A 22,978-nucleotide genomic window follows, 5' to 3' on the forward strand; every position below is an offset into this window, starting at 1 on the left:
CTGCCGGGTCCCATCGGGACCTCTCCCTCAGGGGATACGGATTGAGGAACGTCTCCGGGTCGTCGGAAACTTGTGCCTCCCCAAAATCCAGTCGCCGCGTCAGTCCGTACCGCATGCCGAGTGCGTGACGCACCCGGTCGGGTCTCTCTGTGTGGAGCTGTCGAACCTGGGCTAGGCGGGCTTCGAGGCGGCCGGAGCCGAGGGTTGGCGCCCGCGTTCGACGGCGTCCAGGCGGGCCATGGTCTGCGCGTAGAGGTGGTCCAGCTTGGAGTGGAGCTGGGTGACCTCCATGCCGGCGCGGATGTTGGCTTCGTACTCGACGTCGGAGCGGATGCGGTCCTTGGCGGCCTGCCGGCTCTGGCTGATGAGGACGAAGCAGGACAGGAAGATGGCCTCCAGGCTGACCACCATGGTGAGCAGGCCGAAGGGGAACGGGTCGAACGCGTGGACCGTGGGGACCCAGCCCAGGTTGATGGTGATCCACACCGCGAACCACACGGCGTGCAGCATCATGAAGGTGAAGGTGCCGCTGAAGGCGGACAGTCCATCCGCGAGCCGCTGGATGGTGGTCAGCCGCTCCTCCACCATCTCGTTGGGGCTGAGTGACGGCCGGCTGTGCAGCATCTTGTCTGCTTCGCGCAGGCGCCGGCCGATGGCGGTCAGCACGTCCATGGCGCTGGAGGGGTGGCGCCGGAAGAGGAGCTCGAGGTCCGCGCGGTCGACCTTGAGGGCGGACGTGTCCTGGATGGCGCGAGCGTCCGCGCTGCGAGGGTCTCCGTCCAACAGGGACAGCTCGCCGAAGAAGTCGCCGCGCCGGGCGGTCTCGAAGACGATGACCTGGCCGGTGGTGTCCTCGACGGAGATTTGCACCTCGCCGGAGCTGACGATGTAGATGGCGCCGCCGGGGTCTCCTCGGCTGAACACCTTCTCTCCAGCGGACAGGCGCACCTCCTCGAGCTGGTTGGCGAGCAGCGCGCGCTCCTCGTCATCGAGGGCGGCGAAGAGGGGCACTTCCTTGAGCAGGGCGACGTCGGCGGGCATGACGCGGAGTTCCTCGCGAAGGGCTGCACCGTGCGCTCCGCAGGCTGGCATCTTCCGAGCGCTTCGCCCAGCGTCACCGTGTCACAAGGCGATGGTTTTCCCGGGGCCGAAAAGGAGGGCCTTGCTGGATGACTGTGGCTCCAACGAGTCGCCGTGCTTCCGCGAGGTGGCTCACGGCGAGGGGGGCGTGCGGGTGGATTTCGGCTCGACGGTGGAGGCGACGTTCTGCGGGGTGCCGTCAGAGAAGGGCCTGACGTCGAACTGGACGCGGACGGAGCGACCGGGCTTCAGGTGTTCGCGCAGATAGGTCTCTATCTCCTGGTCGCGCGGGACGGTCTCCCCGGCGATGCGGGTCTGGTGCGTGACACGGATGGGAATGGCGGCGCCGCTGGGTCCGGTGACGAAGAGTGTGCCGGGCGCGGCTCCCAGTACCGGACCGGAGAAGGCGCGGGGTGTTCCGGGCGTGCCCTCGGTATCTGGGGACGGGGCAGGGGAGGGACGGGCCGAGTCTCCGCTTGCCTGGGTGTCCACGGCCAGGACCAGGGGAGGCGTGCTCAGCAGGAGGCCGAGGAGCAGGTGCTGGGTCCATCGTTTCATCGGAAGGCCTCCTGGGCTGGGCGGAACGGTTGCCCCGGAGAAACGTGGTCACTGCCGCGCGTGAAGGCAGGGCCTGCCTGGCCTGAATGATGGGGACACTTCTGGAGTTCGACCCACTGTAGTGGCCTCATGAGGCCGGGCATGTCGCGACGTGGACTTGCTTCTCTACAGTACCGCATCGGGAAAAACGCCAGAGAGAGGTCTGTCCTGCCAGCCTTCCGTACCCTGTGGATAGTGCTGCTCCTCGTGTCGTGTGCGGAGGGGCCCGTTGCACGGCCAGACGTCCCTGTTCGGAAGTGGGTCGGCCCCTTGGTGAACGTACCGGGCGGAGGGCAGTTTCGCGCCGTCATGTACTTCGGCCCCTGGCAGTGCAGCGCCCAACTCATGAGCTACTGCCGCGACAAGTGCGCCGGGAGCGGGCACGCCCTTCAAGGCTGCATGTGGCTGGCGGACTTGAAGATGGACTTCGCGGGCACGGTCATGAGAGCGGGGAGCCGATTTGGAATGACGCACTGTTGTTGTAACTACGCGACGATCAGCAAGGGCCAGAACGATGTGGCCAGGTCCCAGTGGAAGAACTTCCGCGACGAGTTCCGGGAGCGATGGGGAGATCGCTTCGGCAAATGGCCCACGGACGCCAACGGCGAGAACTTTCCGGGCCACCACATCCGAGACCTCCATCATGGAGGCAACCCCATCGATTGGGACAACATCCTCCCGTTTCCCAAGGACCTCCACGAGACCCTTCTTGGGCTCTACGGCCAGTGCTATGCGAACAGTCCGCCGTGGACGACTGTCGGGGTGGACTACCCCTATGGAGAGTAGACCCATGTCGATGCCTGACTTGCTCGAAGAGGTGTCGCGCCTCCACTTTCCCAATCCACCCGCGACTCCGGCACAAATCGACGCGTTCGAGCAAGGAGTCGGGTGGCGTCTTGACCCGGACCTCCGCGCCTTCTACTCGCACTGCGATGGCGCCAACTTGTTCGACGGCACCAACCCTGAATTCGCCTTCTATCCGTTGGCGAAGCTCCGCCGCGCGCGGGTGGTGCTCCTCCAGGACGACACCGACAGGTCTGGACCCGCGTCGTGGTACGCGATGTGCGGGCTGGTCGACACCAACTACATCCTCCTTGACGTGGGCGAACAGGTCGACGGCCGCTACCCCATCCGGGATGGCTACCGTGAAGCATTTCCAGACCCGGACTACTGCACGCGAATCGCCAGCTCGTTCTCGGAGTTCCTCGACGGCGCGCTTCGTTCAAACGGGCGATGGTTCTGGCTCCCGGAGGAGTGAGCTTCGCCATCCTTCGGATGGACGCTCCCATCGGGCCGGCGTAGGGTCCGCGCCCGTTCCCCCCTTTCTCCCGAGTGAGAAACCCATGGTCTCGGCCATCTTCAATCCGGCCCGCTGGACGCCCGTCGAGGGCCACAAGTTCAAGGACATCACCTTCCACCGCGCGGTGGACCAGGGCACCGTACGCATCGCGTTCAACCGCCCCGAGGTGCGCAATGCCTTCCGGCCCCGCACCGTCGATGAACTCTCCCGCGCCTTGGAGGCCACGCGCTTCATGACGGACGTGGGCTGCGTGCTCATCACCGGCAACGGCCCGTCTCCCAAGGACGGCGGCTGGGCGTTCTGCTCGGGTGGCGATCAGCGCATCCGCGGCAAGGACGGCTACAAGTACGAGGGCGAGGACGGCGAGTCGGACCCGGCGCGCCTCGGCCGGCTGCACATCCTCGAAGTCCAGCGGCAGATCCGCTTCCTGCCCAAGGCCGTCATCGCCGTGGTTCCGGGCTGGGCCGTGGGCGGTGGACACAGCCTGCATGTCGTCTGCGACATGACCATCGCGAGCCAGGAGCACGCGATCTTCAAGCAGACGGACGCGGACGTGGCCAGCTTCGACGGTGGCTATGGCTCGGCGCTGCTGGCGCGGCAGATTGGCCAGAAGCGGGCGCGCGAAATCTTCTTCGTGGGCGCGAACTACTCGGCGCAGGAGGCCTTCCAGATGGGAATGGTCAACGCCGTGGTGCCGCACGAGAAGCTGGAGGACTTCGCGCTGGAGTGGGCGGCGGAGATCAACACCAAGAGTCCCACCGCCATCAAGATGCTGAAGTACGCCTTCAACCTGCCGGATGACGGCCTCGTGGGTCAGCAGCTGTTCGCGGGCGAGGCCACGCGTCTGGCCTACGGCACCGACGAAGCCCAGGAAGGCCGCGACGCCTTCGTCCAGAAGCGCAAGCGCGACTTCAAGCGCTTCCCCTGGAGCTACTGAGCCGCGCTGACCCGGCCCGCTTCGGAGACACCGGAGCGGGCCGTTCAATCCTTCGTTCCTACACGGAGAAGACCACCGACTCGGCGGAGCGCTTCGAGGGGCCGTGGAAGACGGCCTCGATGTTGTTGCCGTCCGGGTCCAGCACGAAGGCCGCGTAGTAGCCCGGGTGGTACGGCCGCTCACCGGGAGCCCCGTTGTCCTTCCCACCGGCCTTGAGTGCGGCGTCGTAGATGCGCTTCACCATCTCCGCGTCCTTCGCCTGGAAGGCCAGGTGGACGCCGCGCCCAGCAGGCGCACCCGCGTCCGCGGTGCTGACGAACAGCTCGTCCGCGAAGAAGTTGTCGGGACCGTGCGAGCCGAGCGGGATGCCCAGCACTTCCAGGATGGCCTGGTAGAACCGCTTGCTCGCCGCCAGGTCCTTGGCGCGGAGGTGGACGTGGTCGAGCAGCCGGCCTCTGTGAAATTCCATGGTGCTCCTCGCGGAAATGTGCACCCCTGAGGGGGTACGCGTGGAGGCGCGAGGCTGCCATGAAACCCCACTTCCTGACCTTCTTCTGTGAGCTGGCTCCCGAGCCACTTCGCGAACTGTTCAACATCGAAGGCGTCATCGACGACCTCCAAGCCATGCGCGCCGGCGTGAGTCTGGGCCTCCTCGACTTGAGCGCCGAGCGCGCCGAGGTGGTGCGCCGCTTGAACAGCGCGGGCATCCCCGTCACGGCGTGGCTGCTGCTCCCTCCCGAGCAGGGCTACTGGTTCCACGCGGGCAACGTCCTGCAAGCGCGTGCGCGCTACGAGGCCTTCAGGACGTGGACGGCCGACGAGAAGCTCGAATGGGCCGGCGTGGGGTTGGACATCGAGCCCGATATCCACGAGCTGCGCAGGTGGGCCGAAGCGCCGCTGCGGAGTCTCCCCGGCATGCTGTCGCGGCTCATCCTCCGGGGTGGCCGCACCCGTGAAGCGCGAGCGGGCTACCACGCGCTGGTGGAGCGCATCCGCGCGGATGGCCATCGCGTGGACGCGTACCAGTTCCCCTTCATCGTGGACGAACGACAGGCGCGCTCCTCGCTCCTGCGGCGCGTGGCGGGCGTGGTGGACGTTCCCGCGGACCGTGAGGTCCTGATGCTCTACACCAGCTTCGTGCGCCCCCGAGGCCCCGCGCTCCTGTGGAGCTACGCGCCGGGAACGGGCTCGCTCGCGGTGGGCAGCACGGGCGGTGGTGTGGAGCTGCCGGGCATCCTCGCGGCACCCCCGCTGGACTGGACGGAGCTGTCGCGCGACTTGCGGCTCGCGGTGCGGTGGACGCACGACCTCCACGTCTTCAGCCTGGAGGGCTGCGTGAAGCAGGGCTTCCTGTCCCGGCTGCGCGTGTTCGACTGGGATGCGCCCGTGGACCCGCCGTGGGTGGAGTCGCGGCGTGTGGACGCGGTGCGCCGGGCCGCGCGCGGAGTGCTCCATGCGTCAGGCCGGTTGCTGCGCTGACAGGGGAGGGGGCGCACGGAGTGTCGGGGCGAGTACGGAAGTCGCCTCGCGTCATCGTGCCTTCGCGGGTTTGAAGGGTTGACGCTCGAAAGGCGCGGCAGTGTCATGCGCCCCGATTGCCCGAGCTGATGCCCCGCCCTGCTCGGGAAGGGAACGACATGACCGACCGCCCCCAGACGTCGAAGCTCCTCGGCGCGCTGCTGTTGTCCGCGAGCCTGCTCCAGGCCGCGCCCGCCGTGGCCGCCACTCCCGTCAATTCCTCGGTGGTGCCGAACGGAAGCTTCGAGGTGGCCGGAGGTTCCTCCTCGGTGCCCGCGTTCTGGCGCTCCCAGGGCCCCGGCAAGGTGGCCTCCAGCGCGGAGGGCAAGGTGGAGGGCTCGCGCGGCCTGCTCATCGAGAGCCCGCAGGGCGGTGGAGAAACCACTGTCGAGTCCGACAACCTCAAGCTCCAGGTGGGCCAGCTCTACCGGCTCAGCGCCTGGGTGCGCACCAAGGGCGTCCAGGTCGACCCGCAGGCCCGCTACCCCACGGCCCACGGCGCCTGCTTCTCGATGAAGAGCTTCCCCTTCACCAACTGCGCCCCGGCCCCGGGCGGTGACGCCGGCACCCGCGCCTCCGTCCTCTTCTTCGCCACCCAGTCCACGGACAGCGTGCAGCTCCACCTGGGCCGCAACGGCAAGGCCACCGGCTCCGTCTGGTACGACGACGTCCGCCTGGAGCCCGTGGAGGACATCACCGCCTATGTCCCCATGGAGTCCGTGCGCTGGGCGGGCAAGGGCTTCCGCTACGACGACGGCGGGTGGATCTACGTCCACATCGAGGGCGAGCCCTACGAGCGCGGCGTCCAGTTCGGTGAGCTGACCTCGCAGGAGATCGTCCGCTACATGGAGAAGCTCGGCATCCAGAAGGACAAGGCGGACGCGGCCAAGGGATGGAGCCACCAGCGGCTGCTCGCGGACTCGCTCTTCCTGCGCAAGTTCGACGCCGAGTACCTGGAGGAGATGAAGGGCATCGCCGACGGCGCGAACAAGGCCGGCGCGAAGTTCAAGGACCGCGAGCTGGACGTGCTCGACATCGTCACGCTCAACACCGCCGTGGACGCGGGACAGCTCGAGGAGGCCAACCGCGCCACCTCGACTTCGCTGTCCGGCCGCACCTTCCTCAAGGCCGACGAAGAGGCCGAGCGCGCGGGCAAGGGTGACCACTGCTCCTCGTTCGTCGCCACCAAGTCCGCGACGAAGGACGGCCGCGCCATCATCGGGCAGATCTTCATGTGGAACGGCTACACGGGCGTCCACTGGGACGTGGTGCTGGACGTGCAGCCCACCCGGGGCCACCGCTTCGTGATGCAGACCTTCCCGGGCGGCATCCACAGCGGCGCGGACTGGTTCATCAACTCCGCGGGCATCGTCATCGGCGAGACGACGGTAGGGCAGACGCCGTTCGACATGAATGGCTCGCCGCAGAGCAACCGCATCCGCAAGGCGGCGCAGTACGCGTCCTCCATCGATGACGTCGCCCGCATCATGAAGGACAACAACAACGGCCTGTACACCAACGACTGGACGCTCGCGGACACGAAGACGGATGAGGGCGCGTGCCTGCTGCTCGGCACGAAGAAGACGCGGCTGTGGCGCACCGGGAGCAAGGGCAACGCCTCCGACACGCCGGGCAACCTCAAGGACTTCATCTGGGCGAACAACAACAACCGTGATTTGGAGGTCCGCAAGGAGTCCGTCTCCAACCCGGACAACGCGCCCGCGGACCTGGCCTTCAACACCTGGAACCGCGACATCGCCTTCTGGGAGTACTACTCGAAGCTCGGCAAGAAGGGCTTCGACCTGGACTCCGCCACGCGGATGCTGGCCTCCAGCCCCATCAACCGGCCGCACGCCTGCGACGGCAAGGTGACCACGTCGGAGATGGCCGAGAAGCTGATGTTCCTGGCCCACTACGGCAAGACGACGCTGCGCGAGAAGATGATTGGCAGCCGCTTCATGCCGGACCTGCCCGGCGCCACGCCGCACCTGTCACTGGGCTACACGACGTTCAGCCCCATCTACGTCGCCGCCAAGCTGAAGGAGGCGCGCAAGACGTGGAAGGCGCCGGAGGAGCCGCAGGCCGCCAAGCGGGACTTCGCTCGGGTGAAGGACGCGGTCGGCTTCGACAAGTCGCTCCTGTGGGCCAACACGCTGTTCCCCGCGTCGGACGGAGAGAACTGGCTCATCAGCGGCACGTCCGCGTACTGGAAGCTCCTGCGCGACGTGTCGGCGCACGAGGACAAGCCGGAGAAGGCCTTCGACGCGCAGCGGGACGCGCTCGCGGACCTCAATGACCGCTACCTCTTCACCACCTCGCGCGAGGCGGACGTGCTGCCGGCCTCCGTCAAGACGGAGTACGGCCGTTATGGCACCTACCTGGTGCCGCGCATCAAGGGCACCTTCGCGCTGCACCAGCTCCGGCTGCTCCTGGGCAACGCGGACTTCTCCAAGGTGATGAACGCCGTCCACACGCGCTACGCGAACAAGGACATCTCCACGGCGGACTTCAAGCGCGCCGCGCAGGAGGCGGTGGGCAAGGACGTGGGTCCCTTCGTCGGCCAGTGGCTGGAGCGCACGGGCCTGCCGCAGCCGCGCTTCCGCGCCACCGCCGCGCAGGTGAAGGACGGCTACGAGGTGACGCTCAAGGTGGAGCAGCCCGGCCCCAAGCCCTGGCACTTCGTCACGCTGGTGGAGGTGCGCACGGCGAAGGGCTCCACGCTGGAGCGCGTGGAGGTGAAGGGCGTGGCGAGCGAGACGTTCGTCCTGCGCACCGCGGAGGCGCCCGTGCGCGTCGTCTTCAACGCTGGCAACGACGTGCCCGTGTCGCGCGAGCGCTACCAGGTCCTGTCCAACCAGACGGATGCCTGGGAGAAGCTGCTCATGGTGCACGGCACCGCCCGGCAGACCGAGTCCATGCGCACGCTGGTGCTCGGCTACCGCGAGGCGCTGGCGGATGTCTTCACCGAGCGGCTCGTCCCGGTGTCGCCGGACTTCGAGGTGACCGACGCGCAGCTCGCGGACCGCGACCTGGTCGTCTTCGGCGGGGCGGAGGACAACGCGCTGCTCGCCCGGCTGGCCCAGGAGAAGAAGCTCCCCGTGGAGCTGGGCCGCCGCTTCTTCCGCTGGCAGGGCAAGACCTATGGCCGCCCGGATGACGGCATCGCCCTGGCCCTGCCCAACCCCTGGAACCCCAAGCGCGCCATGTACCTGTTCGTCGCCAACAGCGGCATCCAGCTCTGGCACATGACGCGGACGTACCAGCGCAACCTCCAGGGCTGGGCCCTGTTCCGAGGCGCCGACGTGACGACGAAGGGCTTCCATGACCTGGAGGCCCTGTCGCAGGACGTCACGGTGACGCCCGCGCCCGCCGCGCCCGCCGCGCCCGCGGTGCCGGCCCCGGCCGCCCCCGTGCCCGCGCCCGTCATGGGCCAGCGCTGAGCCCCTGAGCCCTCAGGGGTCGCTCGCGGCCTCGCCTCCTGAACGGGGGCGGGGCCGGAAATGGCTGTTTCCACGGGATTGCAGAGGGGCCCGGGGCCGCACCTGAGGAATAGGGCGGGCGCGCGGGTGTTTTTCCTGCCTGCCCGGATGGACGACGACCATTCGGGTCCGGCAGCATCCCCCGTCCCTTTTTCCTCTCGGAACCTCATGAGCCCCAAGAAGTCCTTTACCCACCGAGCGTTTGCGACCAGCGCCCTCGGAACCTTGTTGCTGACCGGCTGCGCCAGCGCGCCTCAGCCCACCCCCGCCGAGACGACCCCGCCTCCCGCCGCGTCCACGCCCGTCGCGGAGGCCGTGTCGGAGGAGGCCGTGCGCGCGCTCGGCGTCGAGCTGAAGAACCTGGACCGCGCCATCCGTCCCCAGGATGACTTCTACCGGTTCGTCAACGGGACGTGGCTGAAGAACACGCCCATCCCCGCGGACCGCGCGCGCTACGGCTCGTTCATCGAGCTGGCGGACAAGTCCGAGCTGGCCCTGCGCGCCATCATCGAGGAGTCCGCCACCGCCAAGGAGCTCGCGCCGGGCTCCAACGCGCAGAAGGTGGGCGACCTGTACAACAGCTTCATGGACACCGAGCGCATCGAGTCGCTCGGCATGAAGCCGATTGCCCAGGAGCTCGCGCGGGTGAAGGGCCTGAAGGACAAGGCCCAGCTGCCGGAGCTGTTCGTGGAGTTCCAGCGCAACGGCATCCAGACGCCCTTCGCCTTCTTCGTGGGCCAGGACCAGAAGCAGGCCACGCGCTACATCGCGTACGTCAGCCAGAGCGGCCTGGGCCTGCCGGACCGGGACTACTACTCCAAGCAGGAGCCGCGCTTCATCGAGATTCGCGCCGCCTACGTGGCGTACATCGAGAAGCTCTTCACCCTGGCCGGAGAGAAGGACGCGAAGAAGGCCGCCGAGGCCATCCTCGCGCTGGAGACGACGCTGGCCGACAAGAGCTGGGACCGGGTGAAGAGCCGGGACCGCGAGGCCACCTACAACCTCAAGAGCGTCAAGGAGGCGGAGGCGCTCACCCCCGGCTTCTCGTGGACGCGCTTCCTCAAGGCCGCGGGCGCCCAGGGGACGCCCGGCCTCATCGTCCGTCAGCCGGCGTACTTCGAGGCCCTGTCGGGGTTGGTGAAGACGACGCCGCTGCCCGTGCTCAAGCAGTACCTGACGTTCAAGGTGCTGTCCGGCCGCGCGCCCATGCTGTCGAGCGCCTTCGAGCAGGCCTCGTTCGACTTCTACGGCAAGACGCTGCAGGGCCTTCAGGAGAACCGTCCGCGCTGGAAGCGTGGCGTGGGCGCGGTGGAGGACTCGCTGGGCGAGGCCGTGGGTCAGCTCTACGTGGAGCGCCACTTCAGCCCCGCGTCGAAGCAGCGCATGGTGGAGCTGGTCAAGAACCTGCGTGAGGCGTTCCGTCAGGGCATCGACGGGCTGGACTGGATGAGCGCCGAGACGAAGGCGCAGGCCCAGGCGAAGCTGTCGAAGTTCAACGTCAAGATTGGCTACCCGGACAAGTGGCGGGACTACTCGCGCCTGGAGATCGTCGCGGGCGACCTGTTGGGCAACGTGCGCCGCGGTGATGCGTTCGACTTCCAGCGGATGGTGGACAAGCTGGGCAAGCCCATCGACCGCGAGGAGTGGGGCATGCCGCCGCAGATGGTGAATGCCTACTACAGCCCCACGATGAACGAGATTGTGTTCCCGGCCGCCATCCTCCAGCCGCCGTTCTTCAACCCGGACGCGGACGACGCGACGAACTACGGCGCCATCGGCGCCGTGATTGGCCATGAAATCAGCCACGGCTTCGACGACCAGGGCAGCCGCTCGGATGGCGACGGCAACCTGCGCAACTGGTGGACCCCGGACGACCAGGCGGGCTTCAAGCAGCGCACCTCCGTGCTGGTGGCGCAGTACGCCGGCTTCAGCCCGCTGGAGTCCATGAACGTCAACGGCGAGCTGACCCTGGGTGAGAACATCGGCGACGTCAGCGGCCTCGCGGTCGCCTACAAGGCCTACATCGGGTCGCTCGGCGGCAAGCCGTCGTCCACCATCGCCGGCTTCACCGGTCCCCAGCGCTTCTTCCTCGGCTGGGCGCAGGTGTGGCGCGGCCTGTACCGCGACGACGCCATGCGGCAGATGCTGCTCACCGACACCCACTCCCCGCCGCAGTACCGCGTCAACGGCGTGGTGCGGAACATGGCGGAGTTCTACGAGGCCTTCGGCGTCAAGGAGGGCGACGCCGGCTGGCTCGCTCCCGAGAAGCGCGTGAAGATCTGGTAGCTCCCTGACGCTCCCACCGTCCGACGTGGGCGGTGGGACAGGGTGGGGTGCTTGCCCGGCCCCTCCCTGAAGGGCCCCGCGAGGCCGGCTGGACAGGGCTTTGCGGATGCTTACGCTGGGCCATCCCGTCACCGAGGTCCCTCGCGTGAGCTCCCTGCTGCTTCGGCTGGTCTGTGGTCTGCTGTTCTCCGCGATGGTGCTGGGGGCTGTCGTTCATCCCCCCGAGAACCTCACGCAAGGGCTGGGGATGATGCTCCCCGCCAGCATGCTCCTGGGTGTGGCCCTGAAGGGCCCCCGGCGCGGCGTCATCCCGAAGAAGAAGTCCCCTGTCCCCGTGCCTGCGTCAGAGGCGCCGCCCTCGGTCTGAGCGGCGTCAGGCGAGCCACTCCATCTCGATGTCCGCGCGCTCGTAGCCCGCCTCGCGCGACACTTCGTCTCCCAGGCGCGTCGTCACGAAGCCGTGCTTGCGGTACAGCCCCAGCGCGGGCCCGAGCTTCGTGTTCGACACCAGGTACACGCGCCGGGCACCCTTCTCGCGCGCGACGCGGAGCACCGCCTCCATCAGCACGTCACCCAGCCCGTGGCCCCGCGCGTCGGGGGACACGGCCATCTTGCACAGCTCGAACGTGTCGGCGTCCTCGCGGCGCAGCGCGCAGGTGCCCAGCACCTTGCCGTCGACGAGGGCGAACAGCACCTCGCCGCCGGGAGCGACGAAGGTGCCGTGCGGGTCCGCGAACGAGGCCAGGTCCTCCGCCTCCAGCCGGAAGTGCGTCTCGATCCACTCGCGATTGAGCCGCGCGAAGTCCTCGCGGAACCGCTCCTGGTAGGTCAGCACCTCGGCTGGCATGGCGCTCGCTCAGCCCTTCTTCGCGGAGGGCTTGTTGAGGTGGGCGAAGAAGTCGTTGCCCTTGTCGTCCACCACGATGAAGGCCGGGAAGTCGACCACTTCAATCTTCCACACGGCCTCCATGCCCAGCTCCTCGTACTCCAGCACCTCCACCTTGGTGATGCAGTCCTTGGCCAGCCGCGCCGCCGGGCCGCCGATGGAGCCCAGGTAGAAGCCGCCGTGCTTCTTGCACGCGTCGGTGACGGCCTGGGAGCGGTTGCCCTTGGCCAGCATCACGAAGCTGCCGCCCTCCGCCTGGAACTGGTCCACGTACGCGTCCATGCGGCCGGCCGTCGTCGGACCGAACGAGCCGGAGGCATAACCCTCCGGCGTCTTCGCCGGACCCGCGTAGTAGACCATGCGGTCCTTCAGGTACTGCGGCATGCCCTCGCCCCTGTCGAGCCGCTCCTTGAGCTTGGCGTGGGCGATGTCGCGCGCCACCACCATGGGGCCGGTGAGCGACACGCGCGTCTTGATGGGGTAGCGCGACAGCTCCGCGCGCAGCTCGCTCATCGGACGGTTGAGGTCCAGCTTCACCACCTCGCCCGCCAGGTCCGCGTCCGTCATCTCCGGCAGGTACTTCGCCGGGTCCGCCTCCAGCTGCTCCAGGAAGACGCCGTCGCGCGTGATCTTGCCGAGCACCTGCCGGTCCGCCGAGCACGAAACCGCGATCGCCACCGGGCACGAGGCGCCGTGGCGCGGCAGCCGGATGACTCGCACGTCGTGGCAGAAGTACTTGCCGCCGAACTGGGCGCCGATGCCCATGCGCTGCGTGAGCTTCAGCACCTCCTGCTCCAGCGCCACGTCGCGGAAGCCCTGGCCCAGCGCGTTGCCCTCGGTGGGCAGCGTGTCCAGGTAGCGCGCGGAGGCGTACTTGGCTGTCTTCAGCGCGAACTCCGCCGACGTGCCGCCCACGACGATGGCCAGGTGGTACGGCGGACACGCCGCGGTGCCCAGCGCGCGAATCTTCGCGTCGAGGAAGGCCAGCAGGCTCGTCGGGTTGAGCAGCGCCTTGGTTTCCTGGAACAGGTAGCTCTTGTTGGCCGAGCCGCCGCCCTTGGCCATGAACAGGAACTTGTAGGCGTCGCCGCCCGTCGCGTAGAGCTCGATCTGCGCGGGCAGGTTGTTGCCGGTGTTGGCCTCCTTGTACATGTCCAGCGCCGCCATCTGCGAGTAGCGCAGGTTGGACGTGCGGTAGGTCTCGAAGACGCCGCGGGAGAGGGCCTCCTCGTCGTGGCCGTCGGTGAGGACGTGCTGGCCCTTCTTGCCCATGATGATGGCGGTGCCCGTGTCCTGGCAGGACGGCAGCACGCCACCGGCGGCGATGTTGGCGTTCTTCAAGAGCTCCGTCGCGACGAAGCGGTCATTCGCGGAGGACTCGGGGTCCTGGAGGATGGCCGCGAGCTGGCCCAGGTGTCCGGGGCGTAGCAGGTGCGCGATGTCCCGCATGGCCTCCCGGGTCAGCAGGGTGAGCGCCTCGGGGGCCACCTGGAGGAAGGTGCGTCCGCCGGCCTCGAAGGTGGAGACGTGGTCCTTCGTGAGCAACCGGTAGGGCGTCTCGTCCTTGCCCAGCGGAAGCATTTCCTGGAACTGGAAGTCGTTCATCGCGCGGCCTCTTCAGGGGAGTCTTCGGCGCCCAGGACTAGCGCCCTTGGCGGCGGGATGGGAGCCAAAAACGTGGAGGGGGCCACACGCAAGGGCCCTGTAGCGCCGGGACATGGCGTGAGGGGAGGGGGGATGACGGTCGGCTGGTGGTCAGCTTGCCCGGCTGACAACTCGCGACGGGCCCAGGTTGTGCGATGCTGTGGACCCCCGTGGCTTCTTCCTCCGTACAAGCACTGTGGCTCTGCGTCCTGGCCCTCATCGGCGCCACGGCGCGCGCGGCTGAACCCTCCACCGTCGAGCAGCGGGCCCGCGAGGACCTGGACCGTCAGCTCCAGGCCCTGGTCAAGACGCCTCCCCCGGAGGTCGTCATCACCTACGAGGGCCTTCCCGGAGCGGGAACCGAGCGCGCCTACAAGCTGCTGGAAGTGGACTTCATCCTCAACGGCCAGCCCCTGGCGGTGCCGGGGTTGGACGTCATCTCCGGCCCTGGCAGCCATCGCCTCGCGGCGCTGAAGGTGGACGAGGGCCCCTACACGCTGGTGTCGCGCGTCACCTATTCGAACAGCGACTCGTGGAGCCTGTTCAGCGAGGAGAGCGGCTTCCTCTGGAAGATGACCGCCTCCGTCACGTTCCAGGCGCAGAAGGGGCTGCGGATGCGGGTGAAGGTGCTCCCCAGCATCAACCCCAACGCGCCCGACCCTCGGCTCAAGCTGAAGCTGTCTCACGATGTCTCGGCGGAGATGACCGCGCCGCTCGCGGATGCCACGTTGGTGGAGGGCCAGGACGCGGGCTCTCCGCCCGTCGCGGTGGCGCCGCCTGTCACGGCCCCTCCCGTCGCGGTGGTGCCGCCGCCCACGAAGCTCCCCGACCAGGGCGCGGTGGCTCCGGGGCGGCTGACGTTGAAGGTGCTCGCGGGGAAGAAGCCCGTGGCCGCCACGGCGTACGTGCGAGGCGGTCGGGGCGCGCCGCAGCAGGTCCTCCTGGACAAGGCCGCGCGCAAGCCGGTGCCGGTGATGCTGCCTCCGGGTGAGTACACGGTGGACGTGCTCTCCAATGGGTTCCTGGCCCAGACGCGTCAGGTGAAGGTGAGCCGCGAGCGCGAGGCCACGGTGGAGTTCGTGCTGGCGCCCGTGCCGGCGAAGAAGGACCAGCAGGCGCAGGTGAAGAACGAGCGCGTGGAGCTGCCCGAGCCCCCGGGCTTCGAGGAGAAGCAGGCCGCGCCGCGTAAGAGCTCCACCCAGGGCCTGGCCCTGCTGGTGGACATGCTGGTGCGGGACGAGACGCTGCGCCTGCGCCTGGAAGGGCACACGGACAACCGCGAGGCTCCGGCGACGGGGCGACAGGCGCTCTCCGAGGCGCGCGCCAAGGCCGTGGCGGACCTGCTGGTGAAGGCGGGCCTGAGCCCGTCGCGCATCGACGCCTCCGGCCTGGGGGACACCCGTCCCAAGGCCCCCAACCTGATTCCGCGCGGGCGCGAGCTGAACCGCCGCGTGGACATCCTGCTGGTGAAGGGCAAGTAACAGGCCCGGCCTCCTCGGGGCTCCTGACGTGTGCTTGGATGGGTCCCCATTTCAGGGGGAGCATCCATGTCGTCCCAGGAGCCGGTGAAGAACGCGTATCTCGACCAGGTGCGAGAGCAGCAGCAGCGCCTGGAGGTGGACCTGCGGGCCCGCAAGCAGATGGCGCCCCCCATGGCACAGGCGCAGGCGCGGCGCGCGGCCCGCTCGGAGCCGCTCGTGGGCGGCGGTGGCGGTGGTGCGAACCCGGGCAACGCGGTGGACGTGCGCATCACCGGCTTCTGGCGCTGGAAGACCGTCGTGGTTCCGCCCAATGCCTACGTGGTGCACACGCGCCGTGGCCACGCGCAGCCGCTGACGCTCGGGCTGGGGGTGTCGTTCGGCTATGACCCGGCGAAGGACTCGTTCCTGGTGGTGCCGGGGGCGATGCAGACCATCCTCATCAACGCGCACTGCATCTGCAGCGAGCTGCAGGGCCTGCTGGTGCAGGGCTACGTGCAGTGGATCATCGAGGACTTCGGCACGGCCTATCGCAAGCTCGACTTCTCCGACGTGGAGGATCCGATGCGCGTGGTGAACGTGCAGCTGCGCGAGCAGGCGGAGGCGGCCATCAAGGACAAGGTGGCCACCATGAGCATCGACGAGGTGCTGTCGGACAAGCAGCCCATCATCGAGGAGCTCACCGCGCGGCTGCGGCACGTGGCGGAGGGCGGCGGAGGCACCGACAAGGGCCTGGGATTGCGCATCGTCACCGTGCAGATCAAGGAAGCGGTGGTCAGCTCCGCGCGCCTCTGGGAGAGCCTCCAGACGCCGTTCCGCGCCAAGCAGGAGCGCATCGCCCGGCTCGCCTCGCTGGGTAAGGAGGAGTCGCTGGCCCAGCGCGAGCTGGAGGTGGAGCAGACGCGCGAGCGCATGAGGCTGGAGAGCGATGGCGAGCTGTCCGCGCTGAGGGCGAGCAAGGACGCGCAGTCGTATGACCGCGAGCAGTCCGAGCGGCTGCGGCGACAGCAGCGCGAGGAAGAGGACGCGCGGAGGCTCGCCACGGAGCGACAGCAGACGGTGCTCCAGTCCGCGGAGCTGGAGAAGGCCCGGCTGGCCGGTGAGGCGGAGCTGGCGCGGCTGCGGCAGGAGGTGGAGGCGGCGAAGCTCAAGCGCACCGCGCTGGCGAACACGGACGCGCGCGATGTGGAGCGCGCCGCGGTCAACCGGCAGGCCCGCGTCGAGCTGGAGCACCTGGAGCTGCGTCAGCAGATCCTCAACGGCCTGAGCGCGTCCAATGTGCAGGCGCGTCTCGTGGAGCTGCTGCCCGCGATCGCGGAGAAGCTGCCGCAGCCTCGCGAGCTGCGCTCGGTGTCCATCGGCGGCTCCGGCGGCGTGCAGGACGGGCAGGGACTGACCACCCTGGTGGCCCAGATGATGTCCTTGGTGAACGTCCTGAAGACAGAGCCGCCCGCGGTGTCTCCAGTGGCCAGCGCCCCCATCGCCAAGCCAGACGTGGAGCACCCCACGCCGGACTGAAGTTCATCCCCCCGGCTCCCTAGCCTCCACCTGATTTGCTATTATTTCAGGTTGAGCGGCTTTGGGAGTCGCCAGAGGGGGAGTCATGCGCAGGGTCTGTTTCGTGGGGTTGTGTTTCGGAGTGTCAGTCCTGAGCTCAGCGTGTGGGCGCGCTGAGCTGGAGCCGGGAGGTGCTCCGGTCAGCACCTCCGATGAGGCCTTCGAGGAGTTCAAGGCGCGGGCGTACAAGGAGCCCGACTCGAATGTCTATGTCGTGCCGCCGGACCTGGCGTTCGATGGCGACACGGCGCTGCGCGCGTACCATGAGCGTTACGTGCGTCGGGACGGGCTGGGGACTCGCGAGGATGCGCTGGCCGTGGGGTGCCCCAATGGCGTCCTCGTCATGTGGAACTCGACTGAGGTGCGCGACTTGCGGTACTGCATCAGCACCAGCTTTGGTTCGAGACATGCGCAGGTCGTCACCGCGATGAACAACGCGGCGGCTGCCTGGGAGGCCGTGGCGGGGGTCAACTTCATCCACCAGAGTGCGTATGACGGAGCCTGCAATGCCTCGCAGGCAGGCGTCGTCTTCGACATTCGTCCGGTCAACTCCGGTGCCTATCTGGCCCGAGCGTTCTTCCCGAACGTGGCTCGCTCCGGGCGGAACCTGCTCATCGACAGCACCGCGTTCGGGACCCTCGCCCCGCTCACGCTGGCGGGTGTCCTGAGGCACGAGTTGGGGCATGTCCTGGGCTTCGTGCATGAGCCGGGAAACTTCAGCGCGCTCTGCCCGAAGACCACGGGCGCGTGCCTGCTGACGGACGCTCCAGACGCCAGCTCGGTGATGGTCAATTACTCGTGCAGTCGGCGGGCGGGAGATCTGGTGTTGAGCGCCCAGGACCAGACGGCGGCGGGGTTCCTGTATCCGCTGTGACGTGCGGTGCCCTTCGCGCCGTCATCGTCCCGCGCGAGGGGCCTTCGCCGCTGGTGTCACGACATAGGCGCCCGTCTTCGCGACGACCGAGGTGCGAGGCACCTGTCGGCTCTCCTCGAAGAGGGTGTACGCGGGCTGGAGGCTCTTCCAGAACGACACCAGCACAGGGTCCGCGCCGGCCTGCTTCTCCAGCGCCGCCATGCCCGCCGCGTCGAGCCTGCGCGGGAAGATGTGGATGGGCGCGTCCCGCTTCGTCCGGGCGCGCGTGTCCAGCGCCATCAGGTACAGCTCCTCGATGGGGCTGTCCTCGATGGCGATGCACCCGATGCTCACGCAGTTGCCGTGGACGAAGATGTTGCCGCCCAGCCGGACGCCGGGCTTCTGGTGGTGCTTGTCCGCAGCGTTGGGATAGCTGACGCGCACGGAGAGGTGGAAGTTGCTCACCGGGTTGAAGAGGTCGAGCGTGTAGAACCCCTCGGGGACCTGGAGGTCGCCCTCTTGACGCTTGGGCCCCAGCTCTCCCGAGGCGGCGCAGAAGGGATACGTCTGGACCTTCACCAGCGGGCCGTCCTTGGGGCCCGCCCAGACCTCCAGCTCCTTCTCGTGCTTGAAGGCCCGCACATAGAGCTGGTCCGTGGGCCAGGGTGTCCCAGCGGCGGCGAAGAGGGCCGTGACGTCCTTCATCCGCGAGGCGCGGGCGGTGGCGACGCGGTCCCCGGCGTGGGCGCTCAGGGAGAGAAGGGCGCCAATGAGGCCGGAGATGAGTGCGAGGGAGGTCTTCATCGCGCGTTGGACTCCGCTGGGGCGCTCACGGTTCCACGGTATGTCGTTCCCTGCGAAGGGGCCGCCAGCGGTAGGCGCACTCCGTGAGGTGCAGGACCGAGTCCAGCCGGGCTCCCAGGGCGAGGGGGCCCTCCTCGAAGTATTCGCAGTACAGCTCCACCGGGGTGCAGAAACGGGCGTTCCACGGCTCGCGGTCGATGGTGAGCACGTAGACGAAGTCGCCCGAGACGCCGAGCGCGTCGTAGCACTCCACCAGCGGCTCATGCAGGTCCTCCAGCCCCGTCCACACGCTGCCCGGGGGAGGGCGCGTCTGGGGCCGGGTGTCGAACACGCCGACGAGCCGTCCTCCGGGAAACGTCGCTTCAGGGTCCGCCGCGACGGTGAGCAGCTCACCCTCGCGAGCCATCACCATGTGCGCCTCGCCGAACTCATGGAAGCGGAACTCATCCAGCGCATTGCCCACGCGGCGCATCACCGGGTCGTTCGTCTCGCTGCGCACGAAGTAGCCGCCGCGCCGCCACTCGCCGCGCGCGTTGCGATAGCGCACCGCCGCCCGATAGCTCACCTGGTAGAAGCACACGCCCAGCAGCGAAGACACGCCCTGGGGCCGCATGTCTCGCAGGGACGACATCAACACCTGCACCCACGCGGTGCCTCGATGAAGCTCCGGAACCAGCGGCGCGGGCAGCAGGCGCGCCAGGCGCTCCGCGTCCACCGAGTAGTTGAGCGACACGGCCTCCACCCAGTGCGTCTGCACCTGGGTGAGCCACGGCACGGACGGGCACTCCTCCATGCCAGGGGGGCTGGGGCTCGGGTCCTGGCTGCTCTCGAGCAGCAGGTGGGCCTCGCGCAGGGCCTCGTGCCCCAGCGGTGTGGGAACCCAGCGACGGCGCTCTTCACGAGCAAGGCCCGCCAAGGCAATCGCACGCAGCGCCGAAGCAGGGTCCGTCACACCGGCCACCGCGAGGCGCGCGTGAAGCTCCGATGCGTCCAGCCCCCAGGGCTCGGTCGCGAGGGCCACCAGCGCGGCGAGCGACTCCGGCTTCATACCAGCCGAGCCTCGGGCGTCCGGGTCGCGAGCCTCCGCAGGCGCGCGCGGTGGAGCGCGAGCCCGCCGCCGAACTGCACCGCGAACCAGAGCGCCGCCAGCAGGCTGAAGCCGTGCTCCGGCAGGCGGGTCATCACCAGCGAGACGACCGCGAAGAAGGCGGCCACCGTGAACCACACGCGGCCCATCAGCGCGCCCATCATCGAGAACGCCGTGGCGAACAACACACAGGCCACCGCCGGCATGAACAGCCGGTCCAGCCCCAGCAGCCAGTTGATGAGGGCCACCAGTCCCATGCCGCCCATGAACGTGGTCCAGATGGCCCAGATCTGCCGCTCGACGAAGGAGCGCGCTCCCGCCGTCTGGCCGCGCTTGAGCAGGAAGATGGTGGAGATGTTGAAGGCCAGCACGATGCTCCAGAGGACGACGTAGGCGCCGGGCGTCCGGTCCCCTCGATTCCAGAGCCACTGCGTGGCGGCGAACCCCGCGGCGTTGGTGAAGGCGTGGAGCATCCAGATGACGCCCCAGTTCTGGAGCACCGAGTCGTCCCTCGCCTGGGTCACGACGCGGCGGATGAGCTCGAGGGCCTGGTTCGCTTCTTCGCGGTTCATCGTGCCGCCGAGTCTACGCGACCGCCGGCGAGGAAGGCGTCCAGTTCCTCCAGCGGGAGGCTCCTGGGCGGCGGACTCTGGGCCACGGCGTCTCTCGCGGAGAGCGCCAGGGCCCGCGCCCGCTCGGGCTCGACGCTCGAAAGCCTGAGCGAGCGGGCGAGCGCGAAGCGGGTCGGCGCGAGCACGAAAGCAGTGGCGCCTTCCTTCTCCCAGCCCTCCAGGGCCTGCTCCAGCAGCGGACGGGCGCCCGAGATGTCTCCGCGCGCCAGCAGCACCTGTCCTAGCACCGAGCGAGCCTCCGCGACTTCTTCCGCGTCCGGTGGCGTCACTTGTTCGCGCAGCTTCAGCCCCTCGCGGGCCGCGCGCTCGGCCTCCGGAAGTCGGGCCGCGCCGAGCAGGGCTTCCGCCCACCTGCACAGGGGGGTGGACAGCTTGTCGGTGGCGCCCAGCTCGCGCAGCAAGGTCACCGCCTTGCGGGCCTCGTGGGCGGCGGGCTCGAAGCGACTCACCCGCAGGAGGACCTCCGCGACGCGCGTGGACAGCTCGGCGTGGCGGACGCTGCGACGTCCATCGGACAGCGCGGCATCCAGCTCCACGCGCGCGGCCTCCACGCGCGAGAGCGCCTCGTCCACCCGGCCCCGGCCCGCGAGCGCCAGGGCGAGGTGTCCCGCGATGAAGGCCCGGTCCGGGTGTCCAGGAGGGCGGCTGGCCTGGGCCAGGGCCCACGCGCGCTCCAGGGCCGTGTGGGCCTGCTCGAAGTGGCCCCGCGTGACATGCACCGCGCCGATGTTCGCGTGCAGGTTCATGAGGTAGCTGGCGGGCTGGCCCGCGCCGTGGATGCGCTCGAAGAGCTGGATGCTCTCCTCGAAGGTCGCGAGCGCCTCGTCGAAGCGGCGCATCTTGACGAGCGTGGCGGCGATGTTGTTCAGCGTCATGGCCACGAAGGGGTGCTCGCGTCCCACATGCGTCACCAGCAAATCCCGGGTGCGCCGCTGGGTGGCCAGGGCTTCCTCGAGGCGGCCCACGCCGCGCTGCGCGGTCCCGAGCGCGAGGAGCGCATCGAGCAGCAGATAGGCGTCCTTGCCATGGACGCGCTCCCGCATGGCGATGCTCTTCTCGAGCAGGGGGATGGCCTCCGTGTGGCGTCCCTGGCGGGTGAGCACCATGCCTTGCGTGAAGGCGAGGTTGGACTCGAGCTGGGCGTCGCCACCGATGCGCTCCAGGAGCGATTGCGCCAGCTCCCGCCACAGCTCGGCCTGCTCCGGACGCTCCGCCAGCTCGCCCTCGACGTAGACCAGGTTCACCATCGCCTCGATGGCGTGCATGTCATCCCGCCCCGCCAGGGAGGCCAGCGCGGCGCGCCGCAGCAGCTTCCCGGCCTCCTTCTCGTCCCGCTCGTGGAGCCGGATGCGGCCCTGGGCGAGGAGCGCCTCCCCGAGCAGTGGTTTGTAGTTCGTCGCCAGGGCCTGGTGCTCCACGGTGGTCGCCAGCTCCAGGGCCTCCTTCCAGCGCCCGGCGTGGTCCCTGGCCTTCACATCGGCGAGCAGCGCCTGGGCGGCGCGCACCTGGTCTCGCTCCTTGCCTCGCGTGGGCGGTGGCACGGGCCGGGCGAGCGCCTCCGCGTCGGCACAGCGGGAAGTGGGCACCAGTCCACGCACCATCTGGAGTGCGTTCGACACCTCGCTGGCGTTGGCGGTGTTCAGCACGTCCACCATCGCGTGCAGCTCGCGCTTGCGGCGCTCCAGGCAGTGCATGCGCAGGTCCATCGCCGCCTCGGATTGCTCATGGCGGACCTGGGTCGCCTCGCAGGCCTCGCGGTGGGCCTCCATCCACTGGCTCGCGTAGCCATCCAGGGAGCGGACCAGCGTCGTGTGCAGGCCCTCCGCGCCGGGCGCGCTCGTGGCGAGGAAGGCGTCGCGGAGCGCCTGTTTGCGAGTCGAGTCCCAGACCCCCACGAGTCGCGAGGGGGTGTCCGAGCAAGGCTGGGGACCTCGCGCCACGAAGAGGAGGGTGAGGGCCGCGGCCACGCCCAGTCCCACGCCCAGCGCTCCGAGCCAGCGCGACGTCCTGGGAAACGCGGCGCGCTCCAGCGCGGTGAGCAGCGCGTCCATGGAGGGAAAGCGGTCCTCCGGCGACGGCGCGAGGCCTCGCTGCACGGCGGTGAGCACCGCGCGGGGGACCGAGGTACGCGTGAGGGCTTCCCGCCCGCCGGGCTTCACGCCGTGCATCCCCTCGAAGAGCGCGACGCAGAAGCTGAACTGGTCCGAGCGCGCATCCACGCGGCCTCCAGCCAGCCCCTCGGGAGAGATGTAGCCCGGAGTGCCCGCGGCGGCCGTGCTCACGATGCCGGGCGAACCCGGTCCGACGGCGGACGCGACGGAGGCACCAGGAGACGACGCGGCGGACTCCGAGCGGGCGGCGAGGCGGGCCAGTCCGAAGTCGGTCACCTTCACGCGGCCCGCGCGGTCCACCAGGACGTTGTCCGGCTTGAAGTCGCGATGGATGACGCCCGCGGCGTGCGCGGCGGCGAGGCCTCGGCCCGCATGGAGATACAGGCGCAACACGCCCCGCCAGTCGGGCCGCGTGGTGGCGAGGTGCTGGCGCAGCGTGCCGCCTTCCACCAGCTCCATGGCGATGAACACCCGGTCGTCGACCCTGCCCACGTCATGCACGGCGACGACGGCCGGGTGCTGGGTGCGCGCGGCGGCGCGGGCCTCGCTCAAGATGCGGTCGGTCGCGTCGACCGCGCCTGGTGCCGCGTGCACCAGCTTGAGCCCGATGCGCCGGTCGATGCTGGGGTCATAGGCCGCATACACCACGCCCATGCCACCGGCCCCGATTCGCTCCAGCACCACGTAGCGTCCCAGGAGCGTGCCTCGCTCCAGCGCGGCCAGGGGAGG

Annotated in this window: 19 protein-coding genes; 10 read left to right on the forward strand and 9 right to left on the reverse strand. The window is 69.0% G+C overall.

Going from position 1 to position 22,978, the window contains the following annotated elements:
* Window positions 1–171: 171 nt before the first annotated feature.
* Complete coding sequence (locus tag ACN469_RS25020) at window positions 172–1,041, reverse strand: DUF1003 domain-containing protein (RefSeq protein ID WP_498771483.1); 870 nt, start codon at window positions 1,039–1,041, stop codon at window positions 172–174.
* Between the two features lie 171 nt (window positions 1,042–1,212).
* Complete coding sequence (locus ACN469_RS25025) at window positions 1,213–1,638, reverse strand: hypothetical protein (protein ID WP_498771485.1); 426 nt, start codon at window positions 1,636–1,638, stop codon at window positions 1,213–1,215.
* A gap of 141 nt (window positions 1,639–1,779) precedes the next feature.
* Here ACN469_RS25025 and ACN469_RS25030 point away from each other — a divergent pair, with 141 nt between their 5' ends.
* The 3 genes from ACN469_RS25030 to ACN469_RS25040 all read left to right on the forward strand — a co-directional run bounded on the left by ACN469_RS25030 (window position 1,780) and on the right by ACN469_RS25040 (window position 3,914).
* Window positions 1,780–2,463, forward strand: coding sequence for a hypothetical protein (locus ACN469_RS25030; RefSeq protein ID WP_498771487.1), 684 nt, complete (start codon window positions 1,780–1,782; stop codon window positions 2,461–2,463).
* A gap of 4 nt (window positions 2,464–2,467) precedes the next feature.
* A complete protein-coding gene (locus ACN469_RS25035; protein WP_498771489.1) occupies window positions 2,468–2,935 on the forward strand; it encodes an SMI1/KNR4 family protein in 468 nt (155 codons plus the stop codon).
* A gap of 85 nt (window positions 2,936–3,020) precedes the next feature.
* Window positions 3,021–3,914: a 1,4-dihydroxy-2-naphthoyl-CoA synthase gene (locus ACN469_RS25040; protein WP_498771491.1), complete on the forward strand. Its 894-nt coding sequence runs from the start codon at window positions 3,021–3,023 to the stop codon at window positions 3,912–3,914.
* Window positions 3,915–3,972: 58 nt separating this feature from the next.
* Here ACN469_RS25040 and ACN469_RS25045 read toward each other — a convergent pair whose 3' ends face one another.
* Window positions 3,973–4,383: a VOC family protein gene (locus ACN469_RS25045; RefSeq protein WP_498771493.1), complete on the reverse strand. Its 411-nt coding sequence runs from the start codon at window positions 4,381–4,383 to the stop codon at window positions 3,973–3,975.
* A gap of 59 nt (window positions 4,384–4,442) precedes the next feature.
* On the opposite strand from ACN469_RS25045, the gene ACN469_RS25050 reads away from it, so the two are divergent.
* From ACN469_RS25050 to ACN469_RS25065, 4 genes are all read left to right on the forward strand, one after another.
* On the forward strand, window positions 4,443–5,393 hold the full coding sequence (locus tag ACN469_RS25050) for a hypothetical protein (protein WP_498771495.1): 951 nt from the start codon (window positions 4,443–4,445) through the stop codon (window positions 5,391–5,393).
* Between the two features lie 158 nt (window positions 5,394–5,551).
* On the forward strand, window positions 5,552–8,872 hold the full coding sequence (locus tag ACN469_RS25055) for a C45 family autoproteolytic acyltransferase/hydrolase (protein ID WP_498771497.1): 3,321 nt from the start codon (window positions 5,552–5,554) through the stop codon (window positions 8,870–8,872).
* A 207-nt stretch (window positions 8,873–9,079) separates the two neighbouring features.
* Window positions 9,080–11,197: a M13 family metallopeptidase gene (locus ACN469_RS25060; RefSeq protein ID WP_498771499.1), complete on the forward strand. Its 2,118-nt coding sequence runs from the start codon at window positions 9,080–9,082 to the stop codon at window positions 11,195–11,197.
* A gap of 145 nt (window positions 11,198–11,342) precedes the next feature.
* Entirely contained in the window at window positions 11,343–11,564 is a 222-nt protein-coding gene (locus ACN469_RS25065; RefSeq protein WP_498771501.1) for a hypothetical protein, read from the forward strand.
* A 6-nt stretch (window positions 11,565–11,570) separates the two neighbouring features.
* Here the strand turns inward: ACN469_RS25065 and ACN469_RS25070 are convergent, their stop codons facing one another.
* Both ACN469_RS25070 and ACN469_RS25075 read right to left on the reverse strand, forming a co-directional pair.
* Window positions 11,571–12,044 carry a GNAT family N-acetyltransferase gene (locus ACN469_RS25070; RefSeq protein ID WP_498771503.1) on the reverse strand — a complete coding sequence of 158 codons (474 nt, stop codon included), beginning with the start codon at window positions 12,042–12,044 and terminating at the stop codon, window positions 11,571–11,573.
* 9 nt (window positions 12,045–12,053) lie between these two features.
* Window positions 12,054–13,688 (reverse strand): fumarate hydratase, encoded by a 1,635-nt coding sequence (locus tag ACN469_RS25075; RefSeq protein WP_498771505.1) that lies wholly within the window; start codon window positions 13,686–13,688, stop codon window positions 12,054–12,056.
* Between the two features lie 194 nt (window positions 13,689–13,882).
* On the opposite strand from ACN469_RS25075, the gene ACN469_RS25080 reads away from it, so the two are divergent.
* The 3 genes from ACN469_RS25080 (at window position 13,883) to ACN469_RS25090 (ending at window position 17,636) form a co-directional block, all read left to right on the forward strand.
* Window positions 13,883–15,208: an OmpA family protein gene (locus ACN469_RS25080; RefSeq protein WP_498771507.1), complete on the forward strand. Its 1,326-nt coding sequence runs from the start codon at window positions 13,883–13,885 to the stop codon at window positions 15,206–15,208.
* A gap of 66 nt (window positions 15,209–15,274) precedes the next feature.
* Window positions 15,275–16,723 (forward strand): SPFH domain-containing protein, encoded by a 1,449-nt coding sequence (locus ACN469_RS25085; RefSeq protein WP_498771509.1) that lies wholly within the window; start codon window positions 15,275–15,277, stop codon window positions 16,721–16,723.
* Window positions 16,724–16,844: 121 nt separating this feature from the next.
* Window positions 16,845–17,636 carry a matrixin family metalloprotease gene (locus tag ACN469_RS25090; RefSeq protein WP_498771511.1) on the forward strand — a complete coding sequence of 264 codons (792 nt, stop codon included), beginning with the start codon at window positions 16,845–16,847 and terminating at the stop codon, window positions 17,634–17,636.
* A gap of 21 nt (window positions 17,637–17,657) precedes the next feature.
* Here ACN469_RS25090 and ACN469_RS25095 read toward each other — a convergent pair whose 3' ends face one another.
* The 4 genes from ACN469_RS25095 to ACN469_RS25110 all read right to left on the reverse strand — a co-directional run.
* Window positions 17,658–18,419 (reverse strand): L,D-transpeptidase family protein, encoded by a 762-nt coding sequence (locus ACN469_RS25095; protein ID WP_498771513.1) that lies wholly within the window; start codon window positions 18,417–18,419, stop codon window positions 17,658–17,660.
* Between the two features lie 25 nt (window positions 18,420–18,444).
* A complete protein-coding gene (locus ACN469_RS25100) occupies window positions 18,445–19,467 on the reverse strand; it encodes a DUF2071 domain-containing protein (protein WP_498771515.1) in 1,023 nt (340 codons plus the stop codon).
* Complete coding sequence (locus ACN469_RS25105; RefSeq protein WP_498771517.1) at window positions 19,464–20,078, reverse strand: hypothetical protein; 615 nt, start codon at window positions 20,076–20,078, stop codon at window positions 19,464–19,466. The genes ACN469_RS25100 and ACN469_RS25105 overlap by 4 nt, the downstream gene beginning before the upstream one ends.
* Window positions 20,075–22,978, reverse strand: a 2,904-nt coding sequence (locus tag ACN469_RS25110) for a serine/threonine-protein kinase (RefSeq protein ID WP_498771519.1), incomplete at its 5' end; no start/stop codon positions are given. The genes ACN469_RS25110 and ACN469_RS25105, both read right to left, overlap by 4 nt.

Source organism: Corallococcus terminator, assembly GCF_049194865.1.
Lineage (GTDB): Bacteria > Myxococcota > Myxococcia > Myxococcales > Myxococcaceae > Myxococcus > Myxococcus terminator_A.

What these genes read in the sequence shown, in the direction of transcription:
- ACN469_RS25045 (WP_498771493.1), bottom strand. Translation starts at nt 4,383, where the DNA reads ATGGAATTTCACAGAGGCCGGCTGCTCGACCACGTCCACCTCCGCGCC.
- ACN469_RS25030 (WP_498771487.1), top strand. Translation starts at nt 1,780, where the DNA reads ATGTCGCGACGTGGACTTGCTTCTCTACAGTACCGCATCGGGAAAAAC.
- ACN469_RS25080 (WP_498771507.1), top strand. Translation starts at nt 13,883, where the DNA reads ATGCTGTGGACCCCCGTGGCTTCTTCCTCCGTACAAGCACTGTGGCTC.
- ACN469_RS25055 (WP_498771497.1), top strand. Translation starts at nt 5,552, where the DNA reads ATGACCGACCGCCCCCAGACGTCGAAGCTCCTCGGCGCGCTGCTGTTG.
- ACN469_RS25070 (WP_498771503.1), bottom strand. Translation starts at nt 12,044, where the DNA reads ATGCCAGCCGAGGTGCTGACCTACCAGGAGCGGTTCCGCGAGGACTTC.
- ACN469_RS25020 (WP_498771483.1), bottom strand. Translation starts at nt 1,041, where the DNA reads ATGCCCGCCGACGTCGCCCTGCTCAAGGAAGTGCCCCTCTTCGCCGCC.
- ACN469_RS25100 (WP_498771515.1), bottom strand. Translation starts at nt 19,467, where the DNA reads ATGAAGCCGGAGTCGCTCGCCGCGCTGGTGGCCCTCGCGACCGAGCCC.
- ACN469_RS25035 (WP_498771489.1), top strand. Translation starts at nt 2,468, where the DNA reads ATGTCGATGCCTGACTTGCTCGAAGAGGTGTCGCGCCTCCACTTTCCC.
- ACN469_RS25060 (WP_498771499.1), top strand. Translation starts at nt 9,080, where the DNA reads ATGAGCCCCAAGAAGTCCTTTACCCACCGAGCGTTTGCGACCAGCGCC.
- ACN469_RS25050 (WP_498771495.1), top strand. Translation starts at nt 4,443, where the DNA reads ATGAAACCCCACTTCCTGACCTTCTTCTGTGAGCTGGCTCCCGAGCCA.
- ACN469_RS25075 (WP_498771505.1), bottom strand. Translation starts at nt 13,688, where the DNA reads ATGAACGACTTCCAGTTCCAGGAAATGCTTCCGCTGGGCAAGGACGAG.
- ACN469_RS25085 (WP_498771509.1), top strand. Translation starts at nt 15,275, where the DNA reads ATGTCGTCCCAGGAGCCGGTGAAGAACGCGTATCTCGACCAGGTGCGA.
- ACN469_RS25105 (WP_498771517.1), bottom strand. Translation starts at nt 20,078, where the DNA reads ATGAACCGCGAAGAAGCGAACCAGGCCCTCGAGCTCATCCGCCGCGTC.
- ACN469_RS25025 (WP_498771485.1), bottom strand. Translation starts at nt 1,638, where the DNA reads ATGAAACGATGGACCCAGCACCTGCTCCTCGGCCTCCTGCTGAGCACG.
- ACN469_RS25095 (WP_498771513.1), bottom strand. Translation starts at nt 18,419, where the DNA reads ATGAAGACCTCCCTCGCACTCATCTCCGGCCTCATTGGCGCCCTTCTC.
- ACN469_RS25040 (WP_498771491.1), top strand. Translation starts at nt 3,021, where the DNA reads ATGGTCTCGGCCATCTTCAATCCGGCCCGCTGGACGCCCGTCGAGGGC.